Origin of the sequence: Streptomyces sp. NPDC050264 (assembly GCF_040655895.1) — a bacterium.
GTDB lineage: Bacteria > Actinomycetota > Actinomycetes > Streptomycetales > Streptomycetaceae > Streptomyces.
Window position 1 is genome coordinate 99,346 of record NZ_JBFAKV010000007.1, and the last position, 22,056, is coordinate 121,401.

Genomic DNA, 22,056 nt, shown 5'->3' on the forward strand with positions numbered 1-22,056 from the left:
CGCGCAACTCATGCAACCCGTACGACTTGTGCGGCCCCTGGTCACCACGGCCACCTCGACCACCTGCTACTCGCGGGTTTCGTACAACCGTTCATGCCCGCTGGGTGACCGTCTGAACGCTAGTGGTGAAGGTCGTCTTCCGGTGCCGTGACAACGGCTGAAACCGGACATGTATCAGTCACTGATACGGGCCACCGGCGCTGAACGCGAGTCTGAGAGAATTGCTCCGTGATCTCTCGAATCGATCTGCGCGGCGCCACCCTCCCCGAGGGTCAGGCCCTGCGCTCGCTGCTGCCCCGTGCCGACTTCGACGTCACGGCCGCCCTGGAGAAGGTGCGGCCGATCTGCGAGGACGTGCATCATCGTGGCGACGCGGCGCTGATCGACTACGCGGAGAAGTTCGACGGGGTGCGGCAGGAGTCCGTGCGGGTGCCCGCCGAAGCCCTGGCCGAGGCCCTGGCCGAGCTGGAGCCCGCCGTCCGCGCGGCCCTGGAGGAGTCCATCCGCCGGGCCCGGATCGTCCACCGCGAACAGCGCCGTACCAGCCACACCACGCAGGTCGTACCCGGCGGCTCCGTCACCGAGAAGTGGATCCCGGTCGAGCGGGTCGGCCTGTACGCGCCCGGCGGCCGGTCGGTCTACCCGTCCTCCGTGATCATGAACGCGGTGCCGGCGCAGGAAGCGGGCGTCCCCTCGATCGCCCTCGCCTCGCCGCCGCAGAAGGAGTTCGGCGGGCTGCCGCACCCGACGATCCTCGCCGCCTGCGCCCTGCTGGGCATCGACGAGGTCTACGCGGTCGGCGGTGCCACGGCCGTCGCGATGTACGCGTACGGCACCGAGTCCTGCCCCGCGGCAAACATGGTGACCGGCCCCGGCAACATCTGGGTCGCCGCCGCCAAGCGCTACTTCACGGGCCTGATCGGCATCGACGCCGAGGCGGGGCCCACCGAGATCGCGGTGCTCGCGGACGACACCGCCGACCCGGTGCACGTCGCCGCCGACCTGATCAGCCAGGCCGAGCACGACCCGCTGGCCGCGGCCGTGCTGGTCACCGACTCGGCCGGGCTCGCCGACGCGGTCGAGAAGGAGCTGGAGCCGCAGGTCGCCGCCACCAAGCACGTCGAGGACCGGATCGTGCCCGCGCTCCGGGGCCGGCAGTCCGCGATCGTCCTCGTCGACTCGCTCGACGACGGGCTGAAGGTGGTCGACGCGTACGGCGCCGAGCACCTGGAGATCCAGACCGCGGACGCCTCGGAGACCGCCCAGCGCGTCAAGAACGCGGGCGCCGTCTTCGTCGGCCCCTGGGCCCCGGTCTCCCTCGGTGACTACGCGGCCGGGTCCAACCACGTGCTGCCGACCGGCGGCTGCGCCTGCCACTCCTCGGGCCTGTCCGTCCAGTCCTTCCTGCGCGGCATCCACATCGTCGACTACACGAGGGACGCCCTCGCCGAGGTCGCCCACCACGTGGTGACGCTGGCCGAGGCCGAGGACCTGCCCGCGCACGGCGCCGCCGTCAAGGCCCGCTTCGAGTGGAAGGTTCCGAAGACCTCGTGACCGGCATCGACGACCTTCCCGTACGGGACGAGCTGCGCGGCAAGTCCCCTTACGGAGCACCCCAGTTGGACGTTCCCGTCCGGCTGAACACGAACGAGAACCCGTACCCGCTGCCCGAGCCGCTCGTCGCGCGGATCGCCGAGCGGGTCGCCGAGGCCGCCCGGAACCTCAACCGCTACCCGGACCGGGACGCGGTCGAGCTGCGGACCGAACTCGCCGCGTACCTGACCCGCACGACCGGCCACCAGGTCGACGTCGCGCAGGTCTGGGCGGCCAACGGGTCGAACGAGGTGCTGCAACAACTGCTCCAGGCGTTCGGCGGCCCGGGCCGCACGGCCCTCGGCTTCGAGCCCTCGTACTCCATGCACCCGCTGCTCGCCCGCGGCACCAACACCGGCTGGATCAGCGCCCCGCGCACCGCCGACTTCGCCCTCGACGTGCCCGCTGCGATCGAGGCGATCCGGACGCACAAGCCGCACGTCGTCTTCATCACCAGCCCCAACAACCCCACCGGCAACGCGGTCGCGGCCGAGGACGTCCTCGCGCTGTACGAGGCGGCCGGCCGGGACGCCATGGTGATCGTCGACGAGGCCTACACCGAGTTCAGCCACGGCGACTCGCTGCTGCCGCTGATCGAGGGCCGCCCGAACCTCGTCATCTCACGGACGATGTCGAAGGCGTTCGGCGCCGCCGGACTGCGCCTCGGCTACCTCGCCGCCGACCCGGCGGTGGTCGACGCCGTCCAACTGGTGCGCCTGCCCTACCACTTGTCGGCCGTCAATCAGGCCACGGCGCTCGCCGCCCTGGAGTACACCGACACCCTGCTCGGCTACGTCGAGCAGCTGAAGGACGAACGCGACCGCGTGGTCGCCGAGTTGGAGGCCCTCGGCTTCGACGTCACCGTCGCCGACGCCAACTTCATCCAGTTCGGCGTCTTCGAAGACCCCCACGCGGTCTGGCAGTTCGTCCTCGACCGCGGTGTCCTCATCCGTGACAACGGGGTGCCCGGACGGCTGCGGGTGTCCGTCGGCACCCCCGAAGAGAACGACGCGTTCCTGGACGCGGCCCGCGAAGTGAAGAAGGCCCAAATGAACACTCAGGAGCGTGGCGCATGAGCCGCATCGGACGCGTGGAGCGTACGACCAAGGAGACCTCGGTCCTCGTCGAGATCGACCTGGACGGGACGGGCAAGGTCGAGGTGGCGACCGGGGTCGGCTTCTACGACCACATGCTCGACCAGCTCGGCCGCCACGGCCTCTTCGACCTCACGGTCAAGACCGAGGGCGACCTGCACATCGACTCGCACCACACCATCGAGGACACCGCCCTCGCGCTCGGCGCCGCCTTCAAGCAGGCGCTCGGCGACAAGGTCGGCATCTACCGCTTCGGCAACTGCACCGTCCCCCTGGACGAGTCCCTCGCCCAGGTCACCGTGGACCTCTCCGGCCGCCCGTACCTCGTGCACACCGAGCCCGAGAAGATGGCGCCGATGATCGGCGAGTACGACACGACGATGACCCGGCACATCCTGGAGTCGTTCGTCGCCCAGGCGCAGATCGCCCTGCACGTCCACGTGCCGTACGGGCGCAACGCGCACCACATCGTGGAGTGCCAGTTCAAGGCCCTCGCGCGAGCGCTGCGCTACGCCTCCGAGCGTGACCCGCGCGCCGCCGGCATCCTCCCCTCCACGAAGGGTGCCCTCTAGCCATGAACGGCCTCGCGACCGTCCTCATCCTCGTCGGCCTGTTCCTGCTCGGCGGCGTCTACTCGTTCGCCAAGCAGGGCATGGGCAAGAGCCTCATCACCCTGCTCTCGATCAGCGCCGCCATGTGCCTGGTCGCGGGTGTGCTGCGGCTCGACTACTGGAACTGACCATGACCCTCTCCACGAACAAGAACGTGGTCGTCTTCGACTACGGCTTCGGGAACGTCCGGTCCGCCGAGCGCGCCCTCGCCCGCGCGGGCGCCGACGTCGAGATCACCCGCGACTACGACAAGGCCATGAACGCGGACGGGCTGCTCGTGCCCGGCGTCGGCGCGTTCGCCGCCTGTATGAAGGGGCTCACCGAGGCGCGCGGCGACTGGATCGTCGGCCGCCGCCTCGCCGGCGGGCGCCCGGTCATGGGCATCTGCGTCGGCATGCAGATCCTCTTCGCACGCGGCATCGAGCACGGCGTCGAGAGCGAGGGCCTCGACGAGTGGCCCGGCGCCGTCGAACCGCTGAAGGCCGACATCGTGCCGCACATGGGCTGGAACACCGTCCGCGCGCCGCAGGACAGCCGCCTGTTCGCCGGCCTCGACGCCGACGAGCGGTACTACTTCGTGCACTCCTACGCCGTCCAGAACTGGGAGCTGGAAGTGCACAACCCGCACCTCCGCGCCCCCCAGGTCACCTGGGCCACCCACGGCGAGCCGTTCGTGGCCGCCGTCGAGAACGGTGCGCTGTGGGCCACGCAGTTCCACCCCGAGAAGTCCGGCGACGCCGGAGCCCAGCTGCTGAAGAACTGGATCGGAACGCTGTGACCAGTGTGAACAAGCTTGAACTCCTCCCCGCCGTCGACGTCCGCGACGGGCAGGCCGTCCGCCTCGTGCACGGCGAGTCCGGCAGCGAGACCTCCTACGGCTCCCCGCTGGAGGCCGCCCTCGCCTGGCAGTCCTCCGGCGCCGAGTGGCTGCACCTGGTCGACCTGGACGCCGCGTTCGGCACCGGCGACAACCGCGCCCTGATCCGCGAGGTCACCGAGGCGATGGACATCAAGGTGGAGCTCTCCGGCGGCATCCGCGACGACGACACCCTGGCCGCCGCGCTCGCCACCGGCTGCACCCGCGTGAACCTCGGCACCGCCGCCCTGGAGACCCCCGAGTGGGTCGCCAAGGTCATCGCCGAGCACGGCGACAAGATCGCGGTCGGCCTCGACGTGCGCGGTACGACGCTGCGCGGCCGCGGCTGGACCCGCGACGGCGGCGACCTCTACGAGACGCTGGAGCGCCTCAACTCCGAGGGCTGTGCCCGCTACGTCGTCACGGACATCGCCAAGGACGGCACGCTCCAGGGCCCGAACCTGGAGCTGCTGCGCACCGTGTGCGCGGCCACCGACCGCCCGGTCGTGGCGTCGGGCGGCGTGTCGTCCCTCGACGACCTGCGCGCCATCGCCGAGCTGGTCCCGCTGGGCGTCGAGGGCTCCATCGTGGGCAAGGCGCTGTACGCCGAGGCGTTCACGCTGGAAGACGCGCTGAAGGCGGTCTCGGCATGACCTCCGACGAGGTGCAGCGGTTCGCCTCCGGCGCCCCGTTCGAGGAGACCATCGGGTACTCCCGCGCGGTAGAGCTGCCGACTGGGCTCGTGCTCGTGTCCGGCTGCACGTCCGTGGTCAACGGCGTGATCGACGCGGGCACGCCCTACGAGCAGACGGTGAACGCCTTCCAGGTCGCCTTCGACGCGCTCAAGGCCATCGGCCTCGGCCGTGAGCACGTGGTGCGCACCCGCATGTACCTCACCCACGCCCGCGACGTGGACGACGTGGGCCGCGCCCACAAGGAGCTGTTCGACGCCGTCCGCCCCGCCGCGTCGATGATCATCGTCTCCGGCTTCATCGACCCCAGCCTGGTCGTCGAGGTGGAGGTCGAGGCGTTCCGCCCGCGCGCAGGAGCACCGCAGGCAGGAGAAGCACAGTGAGCCTCGCCGTACGGGTCATTCCCTGCCTCGACGTCGACAACGGCCGCGTCGTCAAGGGCGTCAACTTCCAGAACCTGCGCGACGCGGGCGACCCCGTCGAGATGGCGAAGGTGTACGACGCCGAGGGCGCGGACGAGCTGACGTTCCTGGACATCACCGCCTCCTCCGGCAACCGCGAGACCACGTACGACGTGGTGCGCCGCACCGCCGAGCAGGTCTTCATCCCGCTCACGGTCGGCGGCGGCGTACGCACCGCCGACGACGTGGACAAGCTGCTGCGCGCCGGTGCGGACAAGGTCGGCGTGAACACCGCCGCCATCGCCCGGCCCGAGCTGATCCAAGAGATCGCGGAGCGGTTCGGGCGGCAGGTGATCGTGCTGTCCGTGGACGCGCGGCGCACCGAGTCCGGCGGATTCGAGGTCACGACGCACGGCGGGCGCCGCTCCGCAGGTATCGACGCGATCGAATGGGCGCACCGGGCCGCGGAGTTGGGAGCGGGCGAGATCCTGCTCAACTCGATGGACGCGGACGGCACGAAGGACGGCTACGACCTGGAGATGATCGAGGCGGTCCGCAAGCACGTGTCCGTCCCGGTGATCGCGTCGGGGGGTGCGGGGCGCCTGGAGCACTTCGCGCCGGCGGTCGCGGCGGGGGCCGACGCGGTGCTGGCCGCGTCCGTCTTCCACTTCGGTGACCTGCGCATCGGTGAGGTCAAGGGGTCGTTGCGGGAGGCCGGCCACCCGGTGCGGTAGCGCTGCCGCGCCGTCGTGGCCGGTCGCGCACTTCCCCGCGCCCCTGAGATGCGCACCGCGTGCGGCATCTCAGGCCCGGGGCGCGGGGAACCGGTGATTTCGCCGATGCGCAAGGGGCGGGTCGAACCCCACCGTGGTGGCTGTCAGTGACCACGGTGGCGCTCAGGGACGGGCGCCACCCTCCCCCCCCCGAGAGGAACGCATCGTGCAGAAGATGCGAACCCGGCTGATCCGTGCGGGACTTGCCGCCCTGCTCACCATCGGCGGCCTCGCCACCTCGCAGGCAGTGACCGCCCACGCCGCCGACAACCCCTACGAACGCGGACCCGCCCCCACCGTGTCCAGCATCGAGGCGGCGCGCGGCTCGTACGCCGTCTCGCAGACCTCCGTGTCCTCCCTGAGCGTCTCAGGGTTCGGCGGCGGCACCATCTACTACCCGTCGTCCACGGCCGACGGCACGTTCGGGGCCATCGCCATCTCCCCGGGCTACACCGCGTACCAGTCGTCCATCGCCTGGCTGGGCCCGCGCCTGGCCTCGCAGGGCTTCGTCGTCTTCACCATCGACACGAACACCACGCTCGACCAGCCCGACAGCCGGGGCCGCCAACTCCTCGCCGCCCTGGACTACTTGACGCAGACGAGCTCGGTGCGCAACCGCATCGACACCAGCAGGCTCGGCGTCATGGGGCACTCGATGGGCGGCGGCGGCACTCTCGAAGCCGCCAAGAGCAGGCCCTCGCTGCAGGCGGCGATCCCGCTCACCGGCTGGAACCTCGACAAGACCTGGCCCGAGGTCACGACGCCGACGCTGGTCGTGGGCGCGGACGGTGACACCGTCGCCCCGGTCGCCACCCACTCCGAGCCGTTCTACACGAGCCTGCCGAGCTCGCTCGACAAGGCGTACCTGGAACTCAGGGGAGCCACCCACTTCACGCCGAACTCGTCCAACACCACGATCGCGAAGTACAGCATCTCGTGGCTGAAGCGGTTCATCGACAACGACACCCGGTACGAGCAGTTCCTCTGCCCGTTGCCCGCGGCGAGCCTCACGATCGCGGAGTACCGGGGCAACTGCCCGCACACGTCGTGACGTTCTGACGTCTCGACGTATCGAGGCACTGTGCGGGGGCACAGTGTCGGCCGGCGCCGGTTGGGTCAGTTCCCAACCGGCGCTGCGCGTGCGGCGGTTCGCTCGTACGGTGACGTAAGTGAGCGCGAGACATGTCCTGTTGCTGGCCGCAGCCGCCTACGAGAGCGACCCCGAGGGGCCGCGCGTGGACAGCGGCCTCGTGCTGCGGGCCGCGGCGGCCGCCGGACTCGGCGCGGACGCCCTGGACGCCGCCGAGCGCGCGGGCCTGGAGCGGTGCCCGGACGGCAGGCTGCGGCTGCCCGGCAGGCGCGCCGTGTACGAGGCGGCGCGGCCCGCGCACCGCAGGGCCGCGCACCGTCTGCTGGCCGAGGCCGCCGCGGGGGAGCGGCAGCGGGCGGCGGGCCTGCTGCACCGGGCGCTTTCGACGCCGTACCCGGACAGCGGGACCGGCGCCGAACTGGCCGCCGCGGCACAGCTGTCGGGCCCCTCGCACGGGGAGCGCGCCACGGCCCTCGCCCACGCGGCGGCCCTCACCCCGGACCCGGCGGTCCGCGCGGAGCGGCTCGTCGCCGCGGCGGACCAGGCCCGCCTGGCGGGCCGTCCGCACCGGTCCCGCGAACTGCTCGACCGGGTGGGCGAGTTGATGCCGCCGGACGAGGTGCGGGGGAGCGCCGCCCTGGTGCGCGGGCTGCTCGCGCTGCGCGACGGCCCGGTGGCCGACGCCCGCGCCTCGCTTCTGCTCGCCGCCCGGCTCTGCCCCGGGGAGCGGGCGCTCGGCGCCCGGCTCGCCGCCGCGGAGGCGGCGTGGGCGCTCGGGGACGCCGGGGCGTACCGGGAGGCCGTGGGCGCATCGCGGGCCGGAACCGTCGGCGCCCGCGACTTCGGGCTCGGGATGGCGGCCGCCCTCGGTGACCGTTACGCGGCGGGCCGGGCCGTGCTGCGCCGAGTCGTCGCCGAGGCGGCCGAGGCGGGCGCGCCGGACGCCCTGCTGCGGGCCGGCGCCGCCGCCCTCGTCGCCGGGGAGGTCGAGGCCGCCTGTCGCCTCGGCAGCCGGGCCCTCGCCGCGGCCCGCGCCCTGGACGCGGGCCCTGAGCTGCCCCGGGCCCTGGAGCTGCTCGCGTACGGCGAACTGCGCGCCGGGCGGCACGCCCGCGCCCGCGCCCATGCCGAGGAGGGGGTGCGGGCCGCACGCGTCGGGGGGCAGCGCAACGTCCTCGCCCACCTGCACGCGATCCTGGCCCTGGTCGCCTCCCTCGACAGCGCCGCCGACGCCGTCGCCCGGCAGGCGGGAGCCGCGCAGGACATCGCGGCCCGGCACGGTCTCGTCCAGGCCGCCACGCTCGCCCAATGGGCCCTGGCCCGCGCCGACCTGGGCCGCGGCAGGGCGGCCGAGGCGGCGGCCCGGCTCGGACCGCTCGTGCTGCCGGGGCCGCGGTGCGGGCACTTCGCGGTCCGGATGCTCGCCGTGCCGTGCTTCGTGGAGGCGTCGGCGCTGGCCGGTGACCCGGACGGGGCGCGGGCCGCCCTCGTGGAGTTCGCGGTCTGGGCCGAGCGCGGGTACGACCCGCAGGCGCAGGCCCAACTGGCGCGCTGCCAAGCCCTGCTGGCGGCCGGCGACCCGGTCCGCGCGGACGCCCGCTTCACCGAGGCCCTGGCCCGCCACGACCGGACCGGCGGCGACTTCGAACGGGCCCGTACCGCCGATCTGCACGGCAGGTGGCTGCGCCGCGCCCGCCGCCCCGCCCACGCCCGGGTGCTGCTGCGGGACGCCCTCGTCGCCTTCGAGCGGTGCGGCGCCACCGTCTGGGCCGCCCGGACGGCCGCCGAACTGCGCGCCACCGGGGAGGCCCTGGGGCATGGCGAACCCCCGGGCAGACTGGCCGAGTTGACGCCACAGCAGCTGCGTATCGCGCACTGTGTCGCGGAGGGGGCCACCAACCGCGAGGTCGCGCGGCGCCTCTCGGTGAGCCCGCGCACCGTCGACCACCACCTGCGCAACGTCTTCGCGCAGCTGGGTGTCCGCTCCCGCGTCGAACTGGCCCGTCTGGTGGACCGCGCCGAAGGCCCCGTCGCTCACTCCTGAGCCCCGTCGCACACTCCCGCATCACAGTGTCGTTGGGTCGTTATCTCCGAGGGCTGGAGACCGACCAGACGGTATGTCATTCTTCGGGCTCCGGGCGGCTCAGGCGCGCCCCGGCACGAGCCGACCCGAGGAGGACCGTGATGCCCGCGCACCTCGTACGTCCCCGCCCCCGTCCCCGGACCGCCACCGCCCACGCCACCGCCCCCGCCGGGTCCGACGCGGTCGCCGTGCTGCGCCGCGCCGCCCTGCCCCTCATGGGGCAACTGCCCCTGCTCGCCGACCGGTTGATGGCCGAACTGCACGCCAACGAACCGGCGTACCGGGTTGAGATCGACGCCGACCCCGACGACGTACGGCGGGAGGTGCGGCGCTCGCTGCGGCACAGCATCGCCTCCCTGCTCGACCCCGCCCGCTCCCGCGAGGCCGCCCGTGCCTGCTCCGCCCGGATCGGTGCCGAACGCGCGGCGCGCGGCCTCCCGCTGGACGCCCTGCTGCACGCCTTCCGGCTCGGCGGCGCCCTGGTCTGGCAGGCGCTCGTCGACGAGGTGACCCGGCACCACCCGCGGGACGCGCATCTGCTCGTCCATCTCGCCGCGGACGTACGCGGATTCGTCGACGAACACTGCGCCTGCGTCGCCGAGTCCTACCGCCGGGCGGAGCACGAACTGACCTGGCGCCGCGAGAACCGGCGCCGTCTGACGGCCGCGGCCCTGCTGGACGGCGCCACCCGCATCGCCGACCTGCCCGAGGCCGCGGCCGCGCTGGGCCTGCCCGAGCGCGGCCGGTACGCGGTGGTGCTCGTGGCCGGCGGGCATGGCGCGGCGCCCGCGGCCTACGGGACCGGGGCCGTCTGGCACCCGGGGCCCGACGCCGAGCGCGGCATCGTCGCGCTGGGGGACCGCGACGTGCGTCAACTCGCCGCGCAATGGCGTGCGTTGGCATACCGCGGGACCGGCATCCGGGTCGGCGTCAGCTCCGCCGTGGAGGGCCTCGCCGCCGTCGGCGGTGCCCGCCGCCTCGCCGAGACCGCCCTGCGGATCTGCCCCGCGGACGGCGGCACCGTCCTCCTCGACGACGAACTGCCCGCCGCCCTCGTGGCCGGGGCCCCCGCGCTCGGCGGCCTCCTCGTCGACCGTGTGCTCGGCCCGCTGCGCGCCCTGCCGCCCGCCGACCGGGCGCTGCTGCTCGACACCCTGACCGCCTGGCTGGACTGCGACGGCTCCGCGCAGCGCGCCGCCGCCCGCCTCTACTGCCACCGCAACACCGTCCTCAACCGGCTGCGCCGCTGCGAGCAGCTCACCGGCCGGAGCCTGACCCGCCCGGCCGACCTCGTCGAACTCTGCCTGGCGCTGCACGCGCACCGGCTGCGCCCCCAGGCCTGAGTCCCGCAATTTTTCCTGCGGAAAGTCCGCAATAATTATTGCGCAACTTTTCTTTCGTATCTACCGTGGGAGTCATGGCAGGCAAGGAGAGAGACCGCCGCATCACCGACCTGGGCACGCTCAAGGCCCTCGCCCACCCCGTGCGCAGCAGGCTCTACCGAGAGCTGAGCCTGCGCCGCGTCGCCACCGCCTCGCAGCTCGCCGACGAGATCGACGAGGCCGTCGCGCTCGTCAGCTACCACCTGCGCAAACTCGCCGAGCACGGGCTCATCGAGGAGGCGGAGCCGCAGCGCGCCGACGGCCGCGAGCGCTGGTGGCAGCCCGCGTCCGACGGCGTGACGATCCGGGACGCGGATTTCCGGGACGCCCCCGAGAAGGCCGCCGCGCACACCGCGGCCAGCCGGCTCTTCTTCGAGCAGCGCGCCGACATGTACCGGCGCTTCCTCGACCAGCGCATCGCCTGGGAGGACGCCTGGGCCGGCGCCCACGAGTCGTCCGAGTCCATGATGCGGCTGACCGTGCCCGAACTCACCGAGCTGGTGGGCGAGATGCGCGCCCTGCTGCGACGCTACGAGGAACAGGGCCGGGCCGCCGACGCCGCCGGTGACACCGACGGCCGGGAGAACGTCGCGGTGCACACCTACGCGTTCCCCTTCCGGAACTGAGGGCGGACCCCGTGACATCAACCGCGGTGCGCGGCAAGCCCATCGAGGCCGCGATACCCGCGCACCGCGACGGCAACGTACTGCGCTGGCTGACCGCCTACACCTCGTCCGCCATCGGCGACAACCTCTACTACTTCGCCCTGTCCTGGGCCGCCGTACAGCAGGGCACACCCGCCCAGGCGGGCATCGTCACCGCCGTCAGCGCCGTGCCGCGCGCCGTCCTCATGCTCGGCGGCGGTGTCGTCGCCGACCGGTACGGGCCGCGCCGCGTCGTCCTCGCCGGCAGCGTCGTGCGCGGGGTGCTCGTCGTCGCCGCGGCCGCGCTGCTGCTCGCGGCCGGCCCGGGACTCTGGGCCCTCGGCTCCATCGCCGTCGTCTTCGGGATCGTCGACGCCGTCTTCCTGCCCGCCGCGGGCGCCCTGCCCGCCCGCATCGCCGAACGCGGCCAACTCGCCCGCGTCCAGGGCCTGCGCGCCCTCGCGACCCTGCTCGCCAACGTGCTCGGCGGACCGCTCGGCGGCCTCGGCATCGCCCTCGGCGGCACCGCCGGGGCGTTCGGCGGCGCCGCGCTGCTCATCGGGGTGTCGGTGCCGCTGCTGTTCACCGTGCGGGCGGGAAAGGTGCCGCAGGCGGACCGCCAGGAGCGCGGCGCCGTCGTGGCGGAGCTGCGGGACGGACTGCGGCACATCGCCCACGACCCGGTCCTGCGGCCCCTCGTCCTCACCATCGCCCTCGGCGACCTGGGCTTCGTCGGCCCGATGAACCTCGGCCTCACGCTCCTCGCACGCGAGCGCGGCTGGGGCTCGACCGGAATGGGCTGGGTGCTCGCCGGATTCGGCATCGGCGCCGGGGCCGCCGCACTCCTGGTCACCGTCCGCGGACGGGTGCCCCGCGCCGGGCTCGTCACCGGCGCGGTGACCGTGTCCGGCTCGGTGGCGATCGCGCTGCTCGCCCAGGTGCCGTCCGTGCCGGGCGCGGCGTGCGTGGCGGGCGCCGTCGGCCTGTCCCTCGGGCTCGCCGGGACCGTCAGCGGGGCGCTGCTCCAGAGCCACGCGGGCCCCGCCTACGTGGGCCGGGTCACCTCCGCCGCCGCCCTGGTCAGCTTCGGCGTCGCCCCGCTCACGTTCCCCGTCGTCGGCTGGGCCGTCGAGCTGTGGGGCACGGGAGCCGTGTTCGGCGTCTGCGCGTGCGTCTGCGCGCTGGGCGGCGCCGTCGCCCTCTGCTCCCGGCCCCTGCGCAGGGCCGAACTCGCCTGGAACCCGAGTCCTACAAGCCCAGCGCCTTCGTCTCGCTCAGCTGGGTGATGGCCGCCTTGTCGCCCTCCAGCTCCACGTTCGCCGCGTCCTGCCGGCCGAACGCGTACATCAGCAGCTCCGAGGGTTCCCCGGTGACCGTCACCACGGGCGCCCCGCGGTGCGCGACCGCCGTCTGGCCGTCCGGGCGGCGCAGCACCAGGCCGACCGGCGCCTTGCGGCCCATCATCCGGGCCATCCGCTCCACGCGGGACCACAGCACGTCGGAGAAGACCGGGTCGAGCTCGCGCGGCGACCAGTCGGCCTGCGCGCGCCGCACGTCCTCGGCATGGACGTAGAACTCGACCACGTTCGCCGCCTCGTCGATCTGCTTGAGGGAGAACGGCGAGAAGCGCGGCGGCCCCGTCCGGATCAGCTGGATCAGTTCCTCGTGCGGCTTCTCGGCGAACTCGCCCTGCACCCGCTCCAGGCGGGAGGCGAGCTGTTTGACGAGGGTGCCGCCGGCGGCATCGGGGCGGCGCTCGCGCACCACGACGTGCGCCGCGAGGTCGCGGGCGGTCCAGCCCTCGCACAGAGTGGGGGCCTCAGGGCCCGCCGCCTCCAACAGATCGGCGAGGAGAAGCCGTTCACGCTTGGCATGGGTCGACATGACCGCCAGCCTACGGCCGCCCGCCCCGTCCGGACAGTGGACGCCCCGCGGACCCGGGACGGGAGCGCGGCACAATGGCACGTATGACCAGCTCGCCCCAGCCCAGCAATCTCGACCCGGCCGTCGCCGCCCGCCTCAAGCGCAGCGCTGACGGCCTCGTCCCCGCCATCGCCCAGCAGTACGACACCGGCGAGGTGCTGATGCTCGGCTGGATGGACGACGAGGCGCTGCACCGCACCCTGACCACGGGCCGCTGCACGTACTGGTCGCGCAGCCGCCAGGAGTACTGGGTCAAGGGCGACACCTCGGGACACTTCCAGCACGTGAAGTCCGTCGCCCTGGACTGCGACGCGGACACCGTCCTCGTCAAGGTCGACCAGGTGGGCGCCGCCTGCCACACCGGCGCCCGGACCTGCTTCGACGCCGACCAACTGCCGGTCACGGCCCCTTCCGCCTAAGGGCCTGTCTGCACTTCCCTTCCGCCTCGCGGGGGTCATTGGGGGAGAGGCCGCAACACCTAAGCTCCTCCTATGGATCTCGAGACCTTCCGCAAGCTCGCGACCGACCGCCGAGTGATCCCCGTCAGCCGCAAGCTCCTCGCGGACGGCGACACACCCGTCGGTCTCTATCGCAAGCTCGCCGCAGAGCGGCCCGGCACGTTCCTCCTGGAGTCCGCGGAGAACGGGCGGTCCTGGTCCCGGTACTCGTTCGTCGGCGTCCACTCGGCCGGCACCCTGACCGCCCGTGACGGGCAGGCCCACTGGCTGGGCACCCCGCCTGTCGGCGTCCCCACCGACGGTGACCCCCTCGTCGCCCTGCGCGCCACCATCGAGGCGCTGCACACCCCGCGCTACGAAGGGCTCCCGCCGTTCACCGGCGGCATGGTCGGCTATCTCGGCTACGACATCGTGCGCCGGCTGGAGAAGATCGGCCCGGGGGAGCGGGACGACCTGAACCTGCCCGAGCTGACGATGCTGCTCACCAGCGACCTCGCCGTGCTCGACCACTGGGACGGGTCCGTCCTGCTCATCGCCAACGCGATCAACCACAACGACCTCGACACGGGCGTCGACGAGGCCTACGCCGACGCAGTGGCCCGCCTCGACGCCATGGAGGCCGACCTCGGCAAGCCGGTGCACAGCGCCCCGGCCGCGCTCCCGCAGTCCGAACTCCCGGACTTCACCGCGCTGTGGGGCGGCGAGCAGTACCAGGAGGCCGTCGACGACATCAAGGAGCGGATCAGAGCGGGCGAGGCCTTCCAGGTCGTGCCCTCCCAGCGGTTCGAAACCCCTTGTACCGCAAGCGCGTTGGACGTGTACCGGGTCCTGCGGGCCACCAACCCGTCCCCGTACATGTACCTCTTCCGCTTCGACGGATTCGACGTCGTCGGCTCCTCCCCCGAGGCCCTCGTCAAGGTCGAGGACGGCCGCGCCATGGTCCACCCCATCGCCGGGACCCGGCCGCGCGGCACCACCCCGCAGCACGACCAGGCACTCGCCGACGAACTGCTCGCCGACCCCAAGGAGCGCGCCGAGCACCTCATGCTCGTCGACCTCGGGCGCAACGACCTCGGCCGGGTCTGCGAACCCGGCTCCGTCGAGGTCGTCGACTTCATGTCCGTCGAGAAGTACTCCCACGTCATGCACATCGTCTCGACCGTGACCGGCCAGGTCGCCGGCGGCCGCACCGCCTTCGACGTCCTCACCGCCTGCTTCCCCGCCGGCACCCTCTCCGGCGCCCCCAAGCCCCGCGCGATGCAGATCATCGACGAACTGGAGCCGTCCCGGCGCGGCCTGTACGGCGGCTGCGTCGGCTACCTCGACTTCGCGGGCGACTCCGACACCGCCATCGCCATCCGCACCGCGCTGCTGCGCGGCGGCACGGCATACGTCCAGGCCGGCGCGGGCGTCGTCGCCGATTCGGACCCGGTCGCCGAGGACACCGAGTGCCGCAACAAGGCCGCCGCGGTGCTGCGCGCCGTGCACACCGCGAACCGCCTGGGCACCGCGGGCACCGGTGTGAAGTGACCCACGCCTCCCGCCCCCGGGGCACACACACCTGTACGGACAGGCGATAGTGGAGTACGTGACTGCCGTACCGCACCCCCGAACCGAAGCCGCCGAGACCGCCGGGCCGAGCAAGAACGGCCGGCGCAGTCTCGGCGTCGCCCTGCTCTTCGGTGCCGCGGGCGCCGCGGTCGCGCTGCTCGCCTCTCGGCAGGAGTGGTGCTCGGGCGTCGCCGCCGTCGCGGGCGGCAAGCTGCCGCTGACCGCCAAGGGCAGCGACGTCACCGGCGTCCCCGCCGCCCTCGCCATCGTGGGGCTCGCCGCCCTCGTCGCCGTGTTCGCGGTGCGCCGGGCGGGCCGCGTCCTGGTCGCCGCGCTGCTCGCGCTCAGCGGCGCGGGCGCCGTCGCCGCCGCCATGCTCGGGGCCGACGACAGCTCCGCGCTCGACGAGAAGGCCGCCTCCGCATCCGGCGACGCGTCGTCCACCATCGACGCCCTCAGCCACACCGCCTGGCCCTACGTCGCGGCCGGCGGCGGCGCCCTCCTGCTGATCGCCGGGATCCTCGCCGTCGTCTACGGCGCGGCCTGGCCCTCCATGGGCGGCCGCTACGAGCGCGACGGCGCCCCCCGCCCCCGCAGGCAGAAGGCCGTCGACCCGGACCGCCCCGATGAACTGTGGAAGGCCCTCGACCGCGGCGAGGACCCGACAGGCACCGCCTGACCCCGGGTTCGTTCCGTACACGCGCGTGCGGGACAATGAACACGTACGACTCAACGCGGTACGCCCTCTCGCCCCGAGCGAGCAGCGGGCACGGCCGCACAGGCCATAAGCAACGAGGAGCAAGCCATGGCGGACAGCAGCCACGGACACACCCCGGCCGCCTGGACCGGTGTCATCATCGCCTTCATCGGGTTCATCGTCGCGGGCGCCTTCATGGTGATGGTGCAGCCGGTCGGCTTCTGGGTCGGCATGGCGCTGCTCGTGATCGCCCCGATCGTCGGCGGCGCGATGAGCGCGGCCGGCCTCGGCAAGCCGAAGCGCGCCGAGCTGAAGCTGCCCGCCAGGACGACCGGGCACACCGCGGGCTCGGAGGCCTGACACCTTCTCGGTACGTGACAGGGGCGGGGCGGCGAGAAATTCGCCGCCCCGCCCCTTCGCGCGCGCCGGAGGGGCGGAGGGCGGGAGACCGGGGGAGAATCCTCGGGTGACCGTCGACCCGACCCACACCGCCCATGCCGCCCGCCCCGGCCCGTTGCGCCGGATCGCCGTCCCGCTGGGGATCCTCGGCGGCGTCGCCGCGGCCTTCGCCTACGTCGGCGCGGTCGACCCGAACGAGGCGGGCCACTACCCCGCCTGCCCGCTCCTGCGGGCCACCGGCGTCTACTGCCCAGGCTGTGGCGGCCTGCGCAGCGCCCACGCGCTCGTGCACGGCGACCTGAGCGGCGCGCTGGGAGCCAACGCCCTGGCCGTGGCCGGTTACGCCGTGTTCGCGGTCGTATGGGTGGTGTGGGCGGCGCGGGCGGCCCGCGGGCGGCCGCTCGGTCTCGGTCTCGGGCGCGCGCACCTCTGGGCGCTCGGAGCGGTCGTGCTGGCGTTCACTGTTGTCCGGAACCTGCCCCTCGGTGGCTTCCTGCACCCTTGATCAACAACGTTTGTCCAGGTAGTGGGACCGCGGAGAACCGGATGCGGAGCCTTCGCCCTCCTCCGGATACCATCGCAGTGACCACTCGGTTGCTCAGGGAACCGAACCGCAAGAAGGGAAGTCCGCTCGCGTGAGTGTGCTCGACGAGATCATCGACGGAGTCCGTGCCGATCTGGCGGAACGGCAGGCGCGGGTCAGCCTCGACGAGCTCAAGGAGCGCGCGGCGAAGGCTCCCGCGGCCAAGGACGGGGTCGCCGCCCTGCGCGGCGACGGTGTCAAGGTCATCTGCGAGGTCAAGCGGTCCAGCCCCTCCAAGGGCGCGCTCGCCGCGATCGCCGACCCGGCGGCCCTCGCCGCCGACTACGAGGCGGGCGGCGCGGCCGTCATCTCCGTCCTCACCGAGCAGCGGCGCTTCGGCGGCTCCCTCGCCGACCTCGAAGCGGTCCGCGCCAAGGTGGACATCCCGGTCCTGCGCAAGGACTTCATCGTCACCTCGTACCAGCTGTGGGAGGCCCGCGCGTACGGCGCCGACCTCGCCCTGCTGATCGTGGCCGCCCTGGACCAGCCCGCCCTGGAGTCCCTCATCGAGCGCGCCGAGTCCATCGGTCTCACGCCGCTCGTCGAGGCGCACGACGAGGACGAGGTGGAGCGGGCCGTCGACGCGGGCGCCAAGATCATCGGCATCAACACCCGCAACCTCAAGGACCTCACGGTCGACCGCGGCACCTTCGAGCGCGTCGCCCCGGACATCCCGGACCACATCGTCAAGGTCGCCGAGTCCGGCGTGCGCGGCCCGCACGACCTGATCGCGTACGCCAACGCCGGCGCGGACGCCGTCCTCGTGGGCGAGTCCCTGGTGACCGGCCGCGACCCGCGCTCCGCCGTCTCCGACCTGGTCGCCGCCGGCGCGCACCCCGCGCTGCGGCACGGACGGGGCTGACCCGGACCATGCCCATCGCCGCGCGTCTCGCCCCCGGTTGCCGCCCGCGCGGCTGCCGGGCGCCCGCGCGGCGCGTGCACGGCCGGCGGGTCCGCTACGTCATCGGCGACGAGCCGGGCCAAGTGAACGGCATGCGATGGCCGGCGCCCCGTTAGGGGCGCGGGCAACGGTTCGAGCGACCACGTACGGTCTGCCGCCATGTAACTACCTGTGCCCCCACGGCGATGAGTTCCTCAACCGATCCCACCGTGAGGTTTCCGCATGCCCAGCGAGTACTTCATTCCCGACCCCGAGGGTCAGATCCCCAGCGCCGAGGGGTACTTCGGCGCGTTCGGCGGCAAGTTCATCCCGGAGGCGCTGGTCGCCGCCGTCGACGAGGTCGCCGTCGAATACGACAAGGCCAAGAACGACCCCGAGTTCGCCCGCGAGCTCGACGACCTCCTCGTGCACTACACGGGCCGCCCCAGCAGCCTCACCGAGGTGCCGCGGTTCGCCGAGCACGCCGGCGGCGCCCGCGTCTTCCTCAAGCGCGAGGACCTCAACCACACCGGCTCGCACAAGATCAACAACGTGCTCGGTCAAGCCCTGCTCACCAGGCGCATGGGCAAGACCCGCGTCATCGCCGAGACCGGCGCGGGCCAGCACGGCGTCGCGACGGCCACGGCCTGCGCGCTCTTCGGCCTCGAATGCACCATCTACATGGGCGAGATCGACACCGAGCGCCAGGCCCTGAACGTGGCCCGCATGCGCATGCTGGGCGCCGAGGTCATCGCCGTGAAGTCCGGCAGCCGCACCCTCAAGGACGCCATCAACGAGGCGTTCCGCGACTGGGTCGCCAACGTCGACCGCACGCACTACCTCTTCGGCACGGTCGCCGGCCCGCACCCGTTCCCGGCGATGGTCCGCGACTTCCACCGTGTCATCGGCGTCGAGGCCCGTCGCCAGATCCTGGAGCGCGCGGGCCGCCTGCCCGACGCGGCGATCGCCTGCGTCGGCGGCGGCTCCAACGCCATCGGCCTCTTCCACGCCTTCATCCCGGACGCGGACGTCCGCCTCATCGGCTGCGAGCCCGCGGGCCACGGCGTCGAGACGGGCGAGCACGCGGCGACCCTGACCGCGGGCGAGCCGGGCATCCTGCACGGCTCCCGCTCCTACGTCCTCCAGGACGACGAGGGCCAGATCACCGAGCCGTACTCGATCTCGGCCGGCCTGGACTACCCGGGCATCGGCCCCGAGCACGCCTACCTCAAGGACAGCGGCCGCGGCGAGTACCGCGCCGTGACCGACGACGCCGCCATGCAGGCCCTGCGCCTGCTGTCGCGCACCGAGGGCATCATCCCGGCCATCGAGTCCGCGCACGCCCTCGCCGGCGCGCTGGAGGTCGGCAAGGAGCTCGGCAAGGACGGGCTGATCATCATCAACCTGTCCGGACGCGGCGACAAGGACATGGACACCGCCGCCCGGTACTTCGGTCTGTACGACGAGGGTGCCGACGCCGAAGTCGCGGCCGACGCCGCCGACACCGCCGAGATCGAGGGGGACGCCAAGTGAGCGGGAACATCCAACTGCTGTCCGACACCCTGACGGCGGCGAAGGCCGAGGGCCGCTCCGCCCTCATCGCCTACCTGCCCGCCGGGTTCCCGACGGTCGACGGCGGCATCGAGGCCATCAAGGCCGCCTTCGACGGCGGCGCCGACGTGGTCGAGGTGGGCCTGCCGCACTCCGACCCGGTGCTCGACGGGCCGGTCATCCAGACCGCCGACGACATCGCGCTGCGCGGTGGCGTGAAGATCAAGGACGTCATGCGCACGGTGCGCGAGACCCACGAGGCCACCGGCAAGCCGGTCCTCGTCATGACGTACTGGAACCCCATCGACCGCTACGGCATCGAGCGGTTCACCGCCGAACTCGCCGAGGCGGGCGGCGCCGGCTGCATTCTGCCCGACCTGCCGGTGCAGGAGTCGGCGACCTGGCGCGAGCACGCGGAGAAGCACGGTCTCGGGACCGTCTTCGTCGTCGCGCCCAGCAGCAAGGACGAGCGCCTCGCCACCATCACGGCGGCCGGTTCGGGCTTCGTCTACGCGGCCTCGCTGATGGGCGTCACCGGCACCCGCGAGTCCGTCGGCAACCAGGCCCAGGACCTCGTGCGCCGCACCAAGGCCACCACGGACCTGCCGGTCTGTGTCGGCCTCGGCGTCTCCGACGCCCGGCAGGCCAAGGAGGTCGCCACCTTCGCCGACGGCGTCATCGTCGGCTCGGCGTTCGTGAAGCGGATGCTGGACGCCGACGACGAGACCGCCGGTCTCGCGGCGGTCCGGGAGCTCGCCGCCGAACTCGCCGCGGGCGTACGGGGCAACGCATAGCCACATCACCCATATGGGTGGAAGTGGGCCGGGGAGGCACGCTCGTGCCTCCCCGGTTCGTTGGCGCGGGTGTGAGCGAGAAGAACCGAGAGGGAAAGCGCGCGGCCCGGGACCGGCTGGCCGAGGAGCGCGAGAAGCAGAGAGCCGCGGAGAAGCGGCGCCGAACGTTGATCGTGGGCGCCGCCGTCGTCTGCGTGCTCGGCCTGGCCGCCGTGATCGGGGTGGTCGCCGCGAATTCCGGTGACGACAGCTCCGGCTCCACGTCCGGCTCCGCGGCCGCGCCGAAGGGAGCCGCGGGCAAGGACGATCTGGCGATCCCCGTCGGCAAGGACAGCGCCAAGTCGACGCTCACGGTGTGGGAGGACTTCCGCTGCCCCGCCTGCAAGTCCTTCGAGGACGGGTTCCGCTCGACGATCCATGAGCTGACCGACGCCGGACAGCTGAAGGCCGAGTACCACACCGTCACGCTGATCGACTCGAACATGGGCGGCAGCGGCTCCCTGCACGCGGGCAACGCGGCGGCGTGCGCGCAGGACGCGGGCAAGTTCACCGAGTACCACGACGTGTTGTACGAGAACCAGCCGAAGGAGACCGACGACACCTTCGCGGACAACGGCAAGCTGATCGACCTGGCCGGGAAGGTCGACGGGCTCGTCACCGACTCCTTCAAGTCCTGTGTGAACGACGGCAAGCACGACGGCTGGATCCAGAAGTCCTACAAGGCGTTCCAGGACGCGGGCCACAGCGGCACCCCGACGGTGCTGCTCAACGGCAAGAACATCATGAACGACCAGACCATGACCCCGGCGAAGCTCAAGCAGATGGTGCAGGACGCCGACAAGTAGGCACGGCGAGCAGGCCCCGCAGCACGCCGTGCGGCCGGCCTTGTTATGGAGACGTAGCCGGGCTGCCGGACGAGTCCGCGGCCCGGCACGGTAGCGTCGACCCTGCCATGGAACTTGCCTACATTCCCAGTCCGTCGCAGGGCGTGGTCCACCTCGGACCCATCCCGCTGCGCGGCTACGCGTTCTGCATCATCATCGGCGTCTTCGTGGCCGTCTGGCTCGGCAACAGGCGCTGGATCGCCCGCGGCGGGCAGGCCGGCACGGTCGCCGACATCGCGGTCTGGGCAGTGCCGTTCGGCCTGGTCGGCGGGCGCCTCTATCACGTGATCACGGACTACGAGCTGTACTTCAGCGAGGGCCGCGACTGGGTGGACGCCTTCAAGATCTGGGAGGGCGGCCTCGGCATCTGGGGCGCCATCGCGCTCGGCGCCGTCGGTGCCTGGATCGGCTGCCGCCGCCGGGGCATCCCGCTCCCGGCCTGGGCCGACGCCCTCGCGCCCGGCATCGCCTTCGCGCAGGCCATCGGCCGCTGGGGCAACTGGTTCAACCAGGAGCTGTACGGCCGGGCCACCGATGTGCCGTGGGCGCTGAAGATCACGTCGGACACGGACGGGCGGGTGCCCGGCACCTACCACCCGACGTTCCTGTACGAGTCCCTGTGGTGCGTCGGCGTCGCGCTGCTCGTCATCTGGGCGGACCGTAAGTTCAAGCTCGGGCACGGGCGGGCGTTCGCGCTGTACGTGGCGTCGTACTGCGTGGGCCGGTTCTGGATCGAGTACATGCGCGTGGACGACGCGCACCACATCCTCGGCCTGCGCCTGAACAACTGGACGGCGCTCTTCGTCTTCGTCCTCGCCGTCGTCTACCTGGTGATCTCGGCGAAGGTGCGGCCGGGTCGCGAGGAGATCGTCGAACCGCGTGCGGTTGCCTCCGGCGATGCCGATGACAGCTCGGAGGACACCTCGGGTGACAGCTCGGCCGACGGTTCCGGTGACGCGGATGCTGTGACGCTGGACAAGTCCGCCGATGCCGATGCCGATGCCGATGTTGAGGCCGAGGCCAAGGATGAGGCTGGGGCCAAGAAGACCTGAGGGTTGATGGCTGTACGTCGATGAGGGCGCCGGACCGGATGGTTCGGCGCCCTCCGGCGTGAGCG

Annotated in this window: 24 protein-coding genes; 23 read left to right on the forward strand and 1 reads right to left on the reverse strand. The window is 72.7% G+C overall.

Annotation, left to right across the window (positions count from 1 at the left end; all coding sequences use genetic code 11):
* Nucleotides 1-228: 228 nt before the first annotated feature.
* The 13 genes from hisD to AB0J02_RS14450 all read left to right on the forward strand — a co-directional run bounded on the left by hisD (nucleotide 229) and on the right by AB0J02_RS14450 (nucleotide 12,505).
* Nucleotides 229-1,554: a histidinol dehydrogenase gene (gene hisD, locus AB0J02_RS14390; protein WP_363193957.1), complete on the forward strand. Its 1,326-nt coding sequence runs from the start codon at nucleotides 229-231 to the stop codon at nucleotides 1,552-1,554.
* Nucleotides 1,551-2,669 carry a histidinol-phosphate transaminase gene (locus AB0J02_RS14395; RefSeq protein ID WP_363193958.1) on the forward strand — a complete coding sequence of 373 codons (1,119 nt, stop codon included), beginning with the start codon at nucleotides 1,551-1,553 and terminating at the stop codon, nucleotides 2,667-2,669. The genes hisD and AB0J02_RS14395 overlap by 4 nt, the downstream gene beginning before the upstream one ends.
* Complete coding sequence (gene hisB / locus AB0J02_RS14400; protein WP_324768309.1) at nucleotides 2,666-3,259, forward strand: imidazoleglycerol-phosphate dehydratase HisB; 594 nt, start codon at nucleotides 2,666-2,668, stop codon at nucleotides 3,257-3,259. Before AB0J02_RS14395 ends, hisB begins: the two co-directional genes overlap by 4 nt.
* 2 nt (nucleotides 3,260-3,261) lie before the next feature.
* Nucleotides 3,262-3,426, forward strand: a complete 165-nt coding sequence (locus AB0J02_RS14405) for a hypothetical protein (protein WP_363193959.1) — start codon at nucleotides 3,262-3,264, stop codon at nucleotides 3,424-3,426.
* Between the two features lie 2 nt (nucleotides 3,427-3,428).
* Nucleotides 3,429-4,076 (forward strand): imidazole glycerol phosphate synthase subunit HisH, encoded by a 648-nt coding sequence (gene hisH, locus AB0J02_RS14410; RefSeq protein WP_363193960.1) that lies wholly within the window; start codon nucleotides 3,429-3,431, stop codon nucleotides 4,074-4,076.
* 5 nt (nucleotides 4,077-4,081) lie between these two features.
* Nucleotides 4,082-4,807, forward strand: coding sequence for a bifunctional 1-(5-phosphoribosyl)-5-((5-phosphoribosylamino)methylideneamino)imidazole-4-carboxamide isomerase/phosphoribosylanthranilate isomerase PriA (gene priA, locus AB0J02_RS14415; protein ID WP_363194244.1), 726 nt, complete (start codon nucleotides 4,082-4,084; stop codon nucleotides 4,805-4,807).
* A complete protein-coding gene (locus AB0J02_RS14420; protein ID WP_363193961.1) occupies nucleotides 4,804-5,229 on the forward strand; it encodes a RidA family protein in 426 nt (141 codons plus the stop codon). The genes priA and AB0J02_RS14420 overlap by 4 nt, the downstream gene beginning before the upstream one ends.
* Nucleotides 5,226-5,981: an imidazole glycerol phosphate synthase subunit HisF gene (gene hisF / locus AB0J02_RS14425; protein ID WP_363193962.1), complete on the forward strand. Its 756-nt coding sequence runs from the start codon at nucleotides 5,226-5,228 to the stop codon at nucleotides 5,979-5,981. The genes AB0J02_RS14420 and hisF overlap by 4 nt, the downstream gene beginning before the upstream one ends.
* A 214-nt stretch (nucleotides 5,982-6,195) precedes the next feature.
* The gene (locus AB0J02_RS14430) at nucleotides 6,196-7,071 is read left to right on the forward strand and encodes an alpha/beta hydrolase (protein WP_363194245.1); all 876 of its coding nucleotides are present in this window, start codon (nucleotides 6,196-6,198) and stop codon (nucleotides 7,069-7,071) included.
* A 118-nt stretch (nucleotides 7,072-7,189) separates the two neighbouring features.
* On the forward strand, nucleotides 7,190-9,154 hold the full coding sequence (locus AB0J02_RS14435; RefSeq protein ID WP_363193963.1) for a helix-turn-helix transcriptional regulator: 1,965 nt from the start codon (nucleotides 7,190-7,192) through the stop codon (nucleotides 9,152-9,154).
* A gap of 140 nt (nucleotides 9,155-9,294) precedes the next feature.
* Nucleotides 9,295-10,536: a helix-turn-helix domain-containing protein gene (locus AB0J02_RS14440; RefSeq protein WP_363193964.1), complete on the forward strand. Its 1,242-nt coding sequence runs from the start codon at nucleotides 9,295-9,297 to the stop codon at nucleotides 10,534-10,536.
* 74 nt (nucleotides 10,537-10,610) lie between these two features.
* On the forward strand, nucleotides 10,611-11,201 hold the full coding sequence (locus AB0J02_RS14445) for a helix-turn-helix domain-containing protein (protein ID WP_363193965.1): 591 nt from the start codon (nucleotides 10,611-10,613) through the stop codon (nucleotides 11,199-11,201).
* Between the two features lie 11 nt (nucleotides 11,202-11,212).
* The gene (locus AB0J02_RS14450) at nucleotides 11,213-12,505 is read left to right on the forward strand and encodes an MFS transporter (RefSeq protein ID WP_363193966.1); all 1,293 of its coding nucleotides are present in this window, start codon (nucleotides 11,213-11,215) and stop codon (nucleotides 12,503-12,505) included.
* On the opposite strand, the gene AB0J02_RS14455 is transcribed toward AB0J02_RS14450, so the two are convergent.
* Nucleotides 12,468-13,103 (reverse strand): TIGR03085 family metal-binding protein, encoded by a 636-nt coding sequence (locus AB0J02_RS14455; RefSeq protein WP_363193967.1) that lies wholly within the window; start codon nucleotides 13,101-13,103, stop codon nucleotides 12,468-12,470. The genes AB0J02_RS14450 and AB0J02_RS14455 overlap by 38 nt on opposite strands.
* Nucleotides 13,104-13,186: 83 nt before the next feature.
* On the opposite strand from AB0J02_RS14455, the gene hisI reads away from it, so the two are divergent.
* The 10 genes from hisI (at nucleotide 13,187) to lgt (ending at nucleotide 21,991) form a co-directional block, all read left to right on the forward strand.
* Nucleotides 13,187-13,561: a phosphoribosyl-AMP cyclohydrolase gene (gene hisI / locus AB0J02_RS14460; RefSeq protein WP_363193968.1), complete on the forward strand. Its 375-nt coding sequence runs from the start codon at nucleotides 13,187-13,189 to the stop codon at nucleotides 13,559-13,561.
* Nucleotides 13,562-13,633: 72 nt separating this feature from the next.
* Nucleotides 13,634-15,130, forward strand: coding sequence for an anthranilate synthase component I (locus tag AB0J02_RS14465; RefSeq protein ID WP_363193969.1), 1,497 nt, complete (start codon nucleotides 13,634-13,636; stop codon nucleotides 15,128-15,130).
* 49 nt (nucleotides 15,131-15,179) lie between these two features.
* Nucleotides 15,180-15,830 carry a TIGR02234 family membrane protein gene (locus AB0J02_RS14470; protein WP_363193970.1) on the forward strand — a complete coding sequence of 217 codons (651 nt, stop codon included), beginning with the start codon at nucleotides 15,180-15,182 and terminating at the stop codon, nucleotides 15,828-15,830.
* Between the two features lie 126 nt (nucleotides 15,831-15,956).
* Nucleotides 15,957-16,208: an HGxxPAAW family protein gene (locus AB0J02_RS14475; protein ID WP_363193971.1), complete on the forward strand. Its 252-nt coding sequence runs from the start codon at nucleotides 15,957-15,959 to the stop codon at nucleotides 16,206-16,208.
* 106 nt (nucleotides 16,209-16,314) lie between these two features.
* Nucleotides 16,315-16,752, forward strand: a complete 438-nt coding sequence (locus tag AB0J02_RS14480; protein ID WP_363193972.1) for a DUF2752 domain-containing protein — start codon at nucleotides 16,315-16,317, stop codon at nucleotides 16,750-16,752.
* A gap of 130 nt (nucleotides 16,753-16,882) precedes the next feature.
* Nucleotides 16,883-17,692, forward strand: coding sequence for an indole-3-glycerol phosphate synthase TrpC (gene trpC, locus AB0J02_RS14485; protein ID WP_363193973.1), 810 nt, complete (start codon nucleotides 16,883-16,885; stop codon nucleotides 17,690-17,692).
* A 261-nt stretch (nucleotides 17,693-17,953) separates the two neighbouring features.
* Entirely contained in the window at nucleotides 17,954-19,243 is a 1,290-nt protein-coding gene (gene trpB / locus AB0J02_RS14490; RefSeq protein ID WP_363193974.1) for a tryptophan synthase subunit beta, read from the forward strand.
* On the forward strand, nucleotides 19,240-20,055 hold the full coding sequence (gene trpA, locus AB0J02_RS14495) for a tryptophan synthase subunit alpha (protein ID WP_363193975.1): 816 nt from the start codon (nucleotides 19,240-19,242) through the stop codon (nucleotides 20,053-20,055). Before trpB ends, trpA begins: the two co-directional genes overlap by 4 nt.
* 71 nt (nucleotides 20,056-20,126) lie before the next feature.
* Entirely contained in the window at nucleotides 20,127-20,900 is a 774-nt protein-coding gene (locus AB0J02_RS14500; protein ID WP_363193976.1) for a thioredoxin domain-containing protein, read from the forward strand.
* A gap of 107 nt (nucleotides 20,901-21,007) precedes the next feature.
* A complete protein-coding gene (gene lgt / locus AB0J02_RS14505; protein ID WP_363193977.1) occupies nucleotides 21,008-21,991 on the forward strand; it encodes a prolipoprotein diacylglyceryl transferase in 984 nt (327 codons plus the stop codon).
* Nucleotides 21,992-22,056 lie beyond the last annotated feature (65 nt).

Excerpts from the sequence above, each read along its gene's own strand:
- hisB (WP_324768309.1), top strand. The coding sequence starts at position 2,666 with ATGAGCCGCATCGGACGCGTGGAGCGTACGACCAAGGAGACCTCGGTC.
- AB0J02_RS14405 (WP_363193959.1), top strand. The coding sequence starts at position 3,262 with ATGAACGGCCTCGCGACCGTCCTCATCCTCGTCGGCCTGTTCCTGCTC.
- hisH (WP_363193960.1), top strand. The coding sequence starts at position 3,429 with ATGACCCTCTCCACGAACAAGAACGTGGTCGTCTTCGACTACGGCTTC.
- AB0J02_RS14420 (WP_363193961.1), top strand. The coding sequence starts at position 4,804 with ATGACCTCCGACGAGGTGCAGCGGTTCGCCTCCGGCGCCCCGTTCGAG.
- AB0J02_RS14430 (WP_363194245.1), top strand. The coding sequence starts at position 6,196 with ATGCGAACCCGGCTGATCCGTGCGGGACTTGCCGCCCTGCTCACCATC.
- AB0J02_RS14440 (WP_363193964.1), top strand. The coding sequence starts at position 9,295 with ATGCCCGCGCACCTCGTACGTCCCCGCCCCCGTCCCCGGACCGCCACC.
- AB0J02_RS14445 (WP_363193965.1), top strand. The coding sequence starts at position 10,611 with ATGGCAGGCAAGGAGAGAGACCGCCGCATCACCGACCTGGGCACGCTC.
- AB0J02_RS14455 (WP_363193967.1), bottom strand. The coding sequence starts at position 13,103 with ATGTCGACCCATGCCAAGCGTGAACGGCTTCTCCTCGCCGATCTGTTG.
- hisI (WP_363193968.1), top strand. The coding sequence starts at position 13,187 with ATGACCAGCTCGCCCCAGCCCAGCAATCTCGACCCGGCCGTCGCCGCC.
- AB0J02_RS14465 (WP_363193969.1), top strand. The coding sequence starts at position 13,634 with ATGGATCTCGAGACCTTCCGCAAGCTCGCGACCGACCGCCGAGTGATC.
- AB0J02_RS14475 (WP_363193971.1), top strand. The coding sequence starts at position 15,957 with ATGGCGGACAGCAGCCACGGACACACCCCGGCCGCCTGGACCGGTGTC.
- trpB (WP_363193974.1), top strand. The coding sequence starts at position 17,954 with ATGCCCAGCGAGTACTTCATTCCCGACCCCGAGGGTCAGATCCCCAGC.
- lgt (WP_363193977.1), top strand. The coding sequence starts at position 21,008 with ATGGAACTTGCCTACATTCCCAGTCCGTCGCAGGGCGTGGTCCACCTC.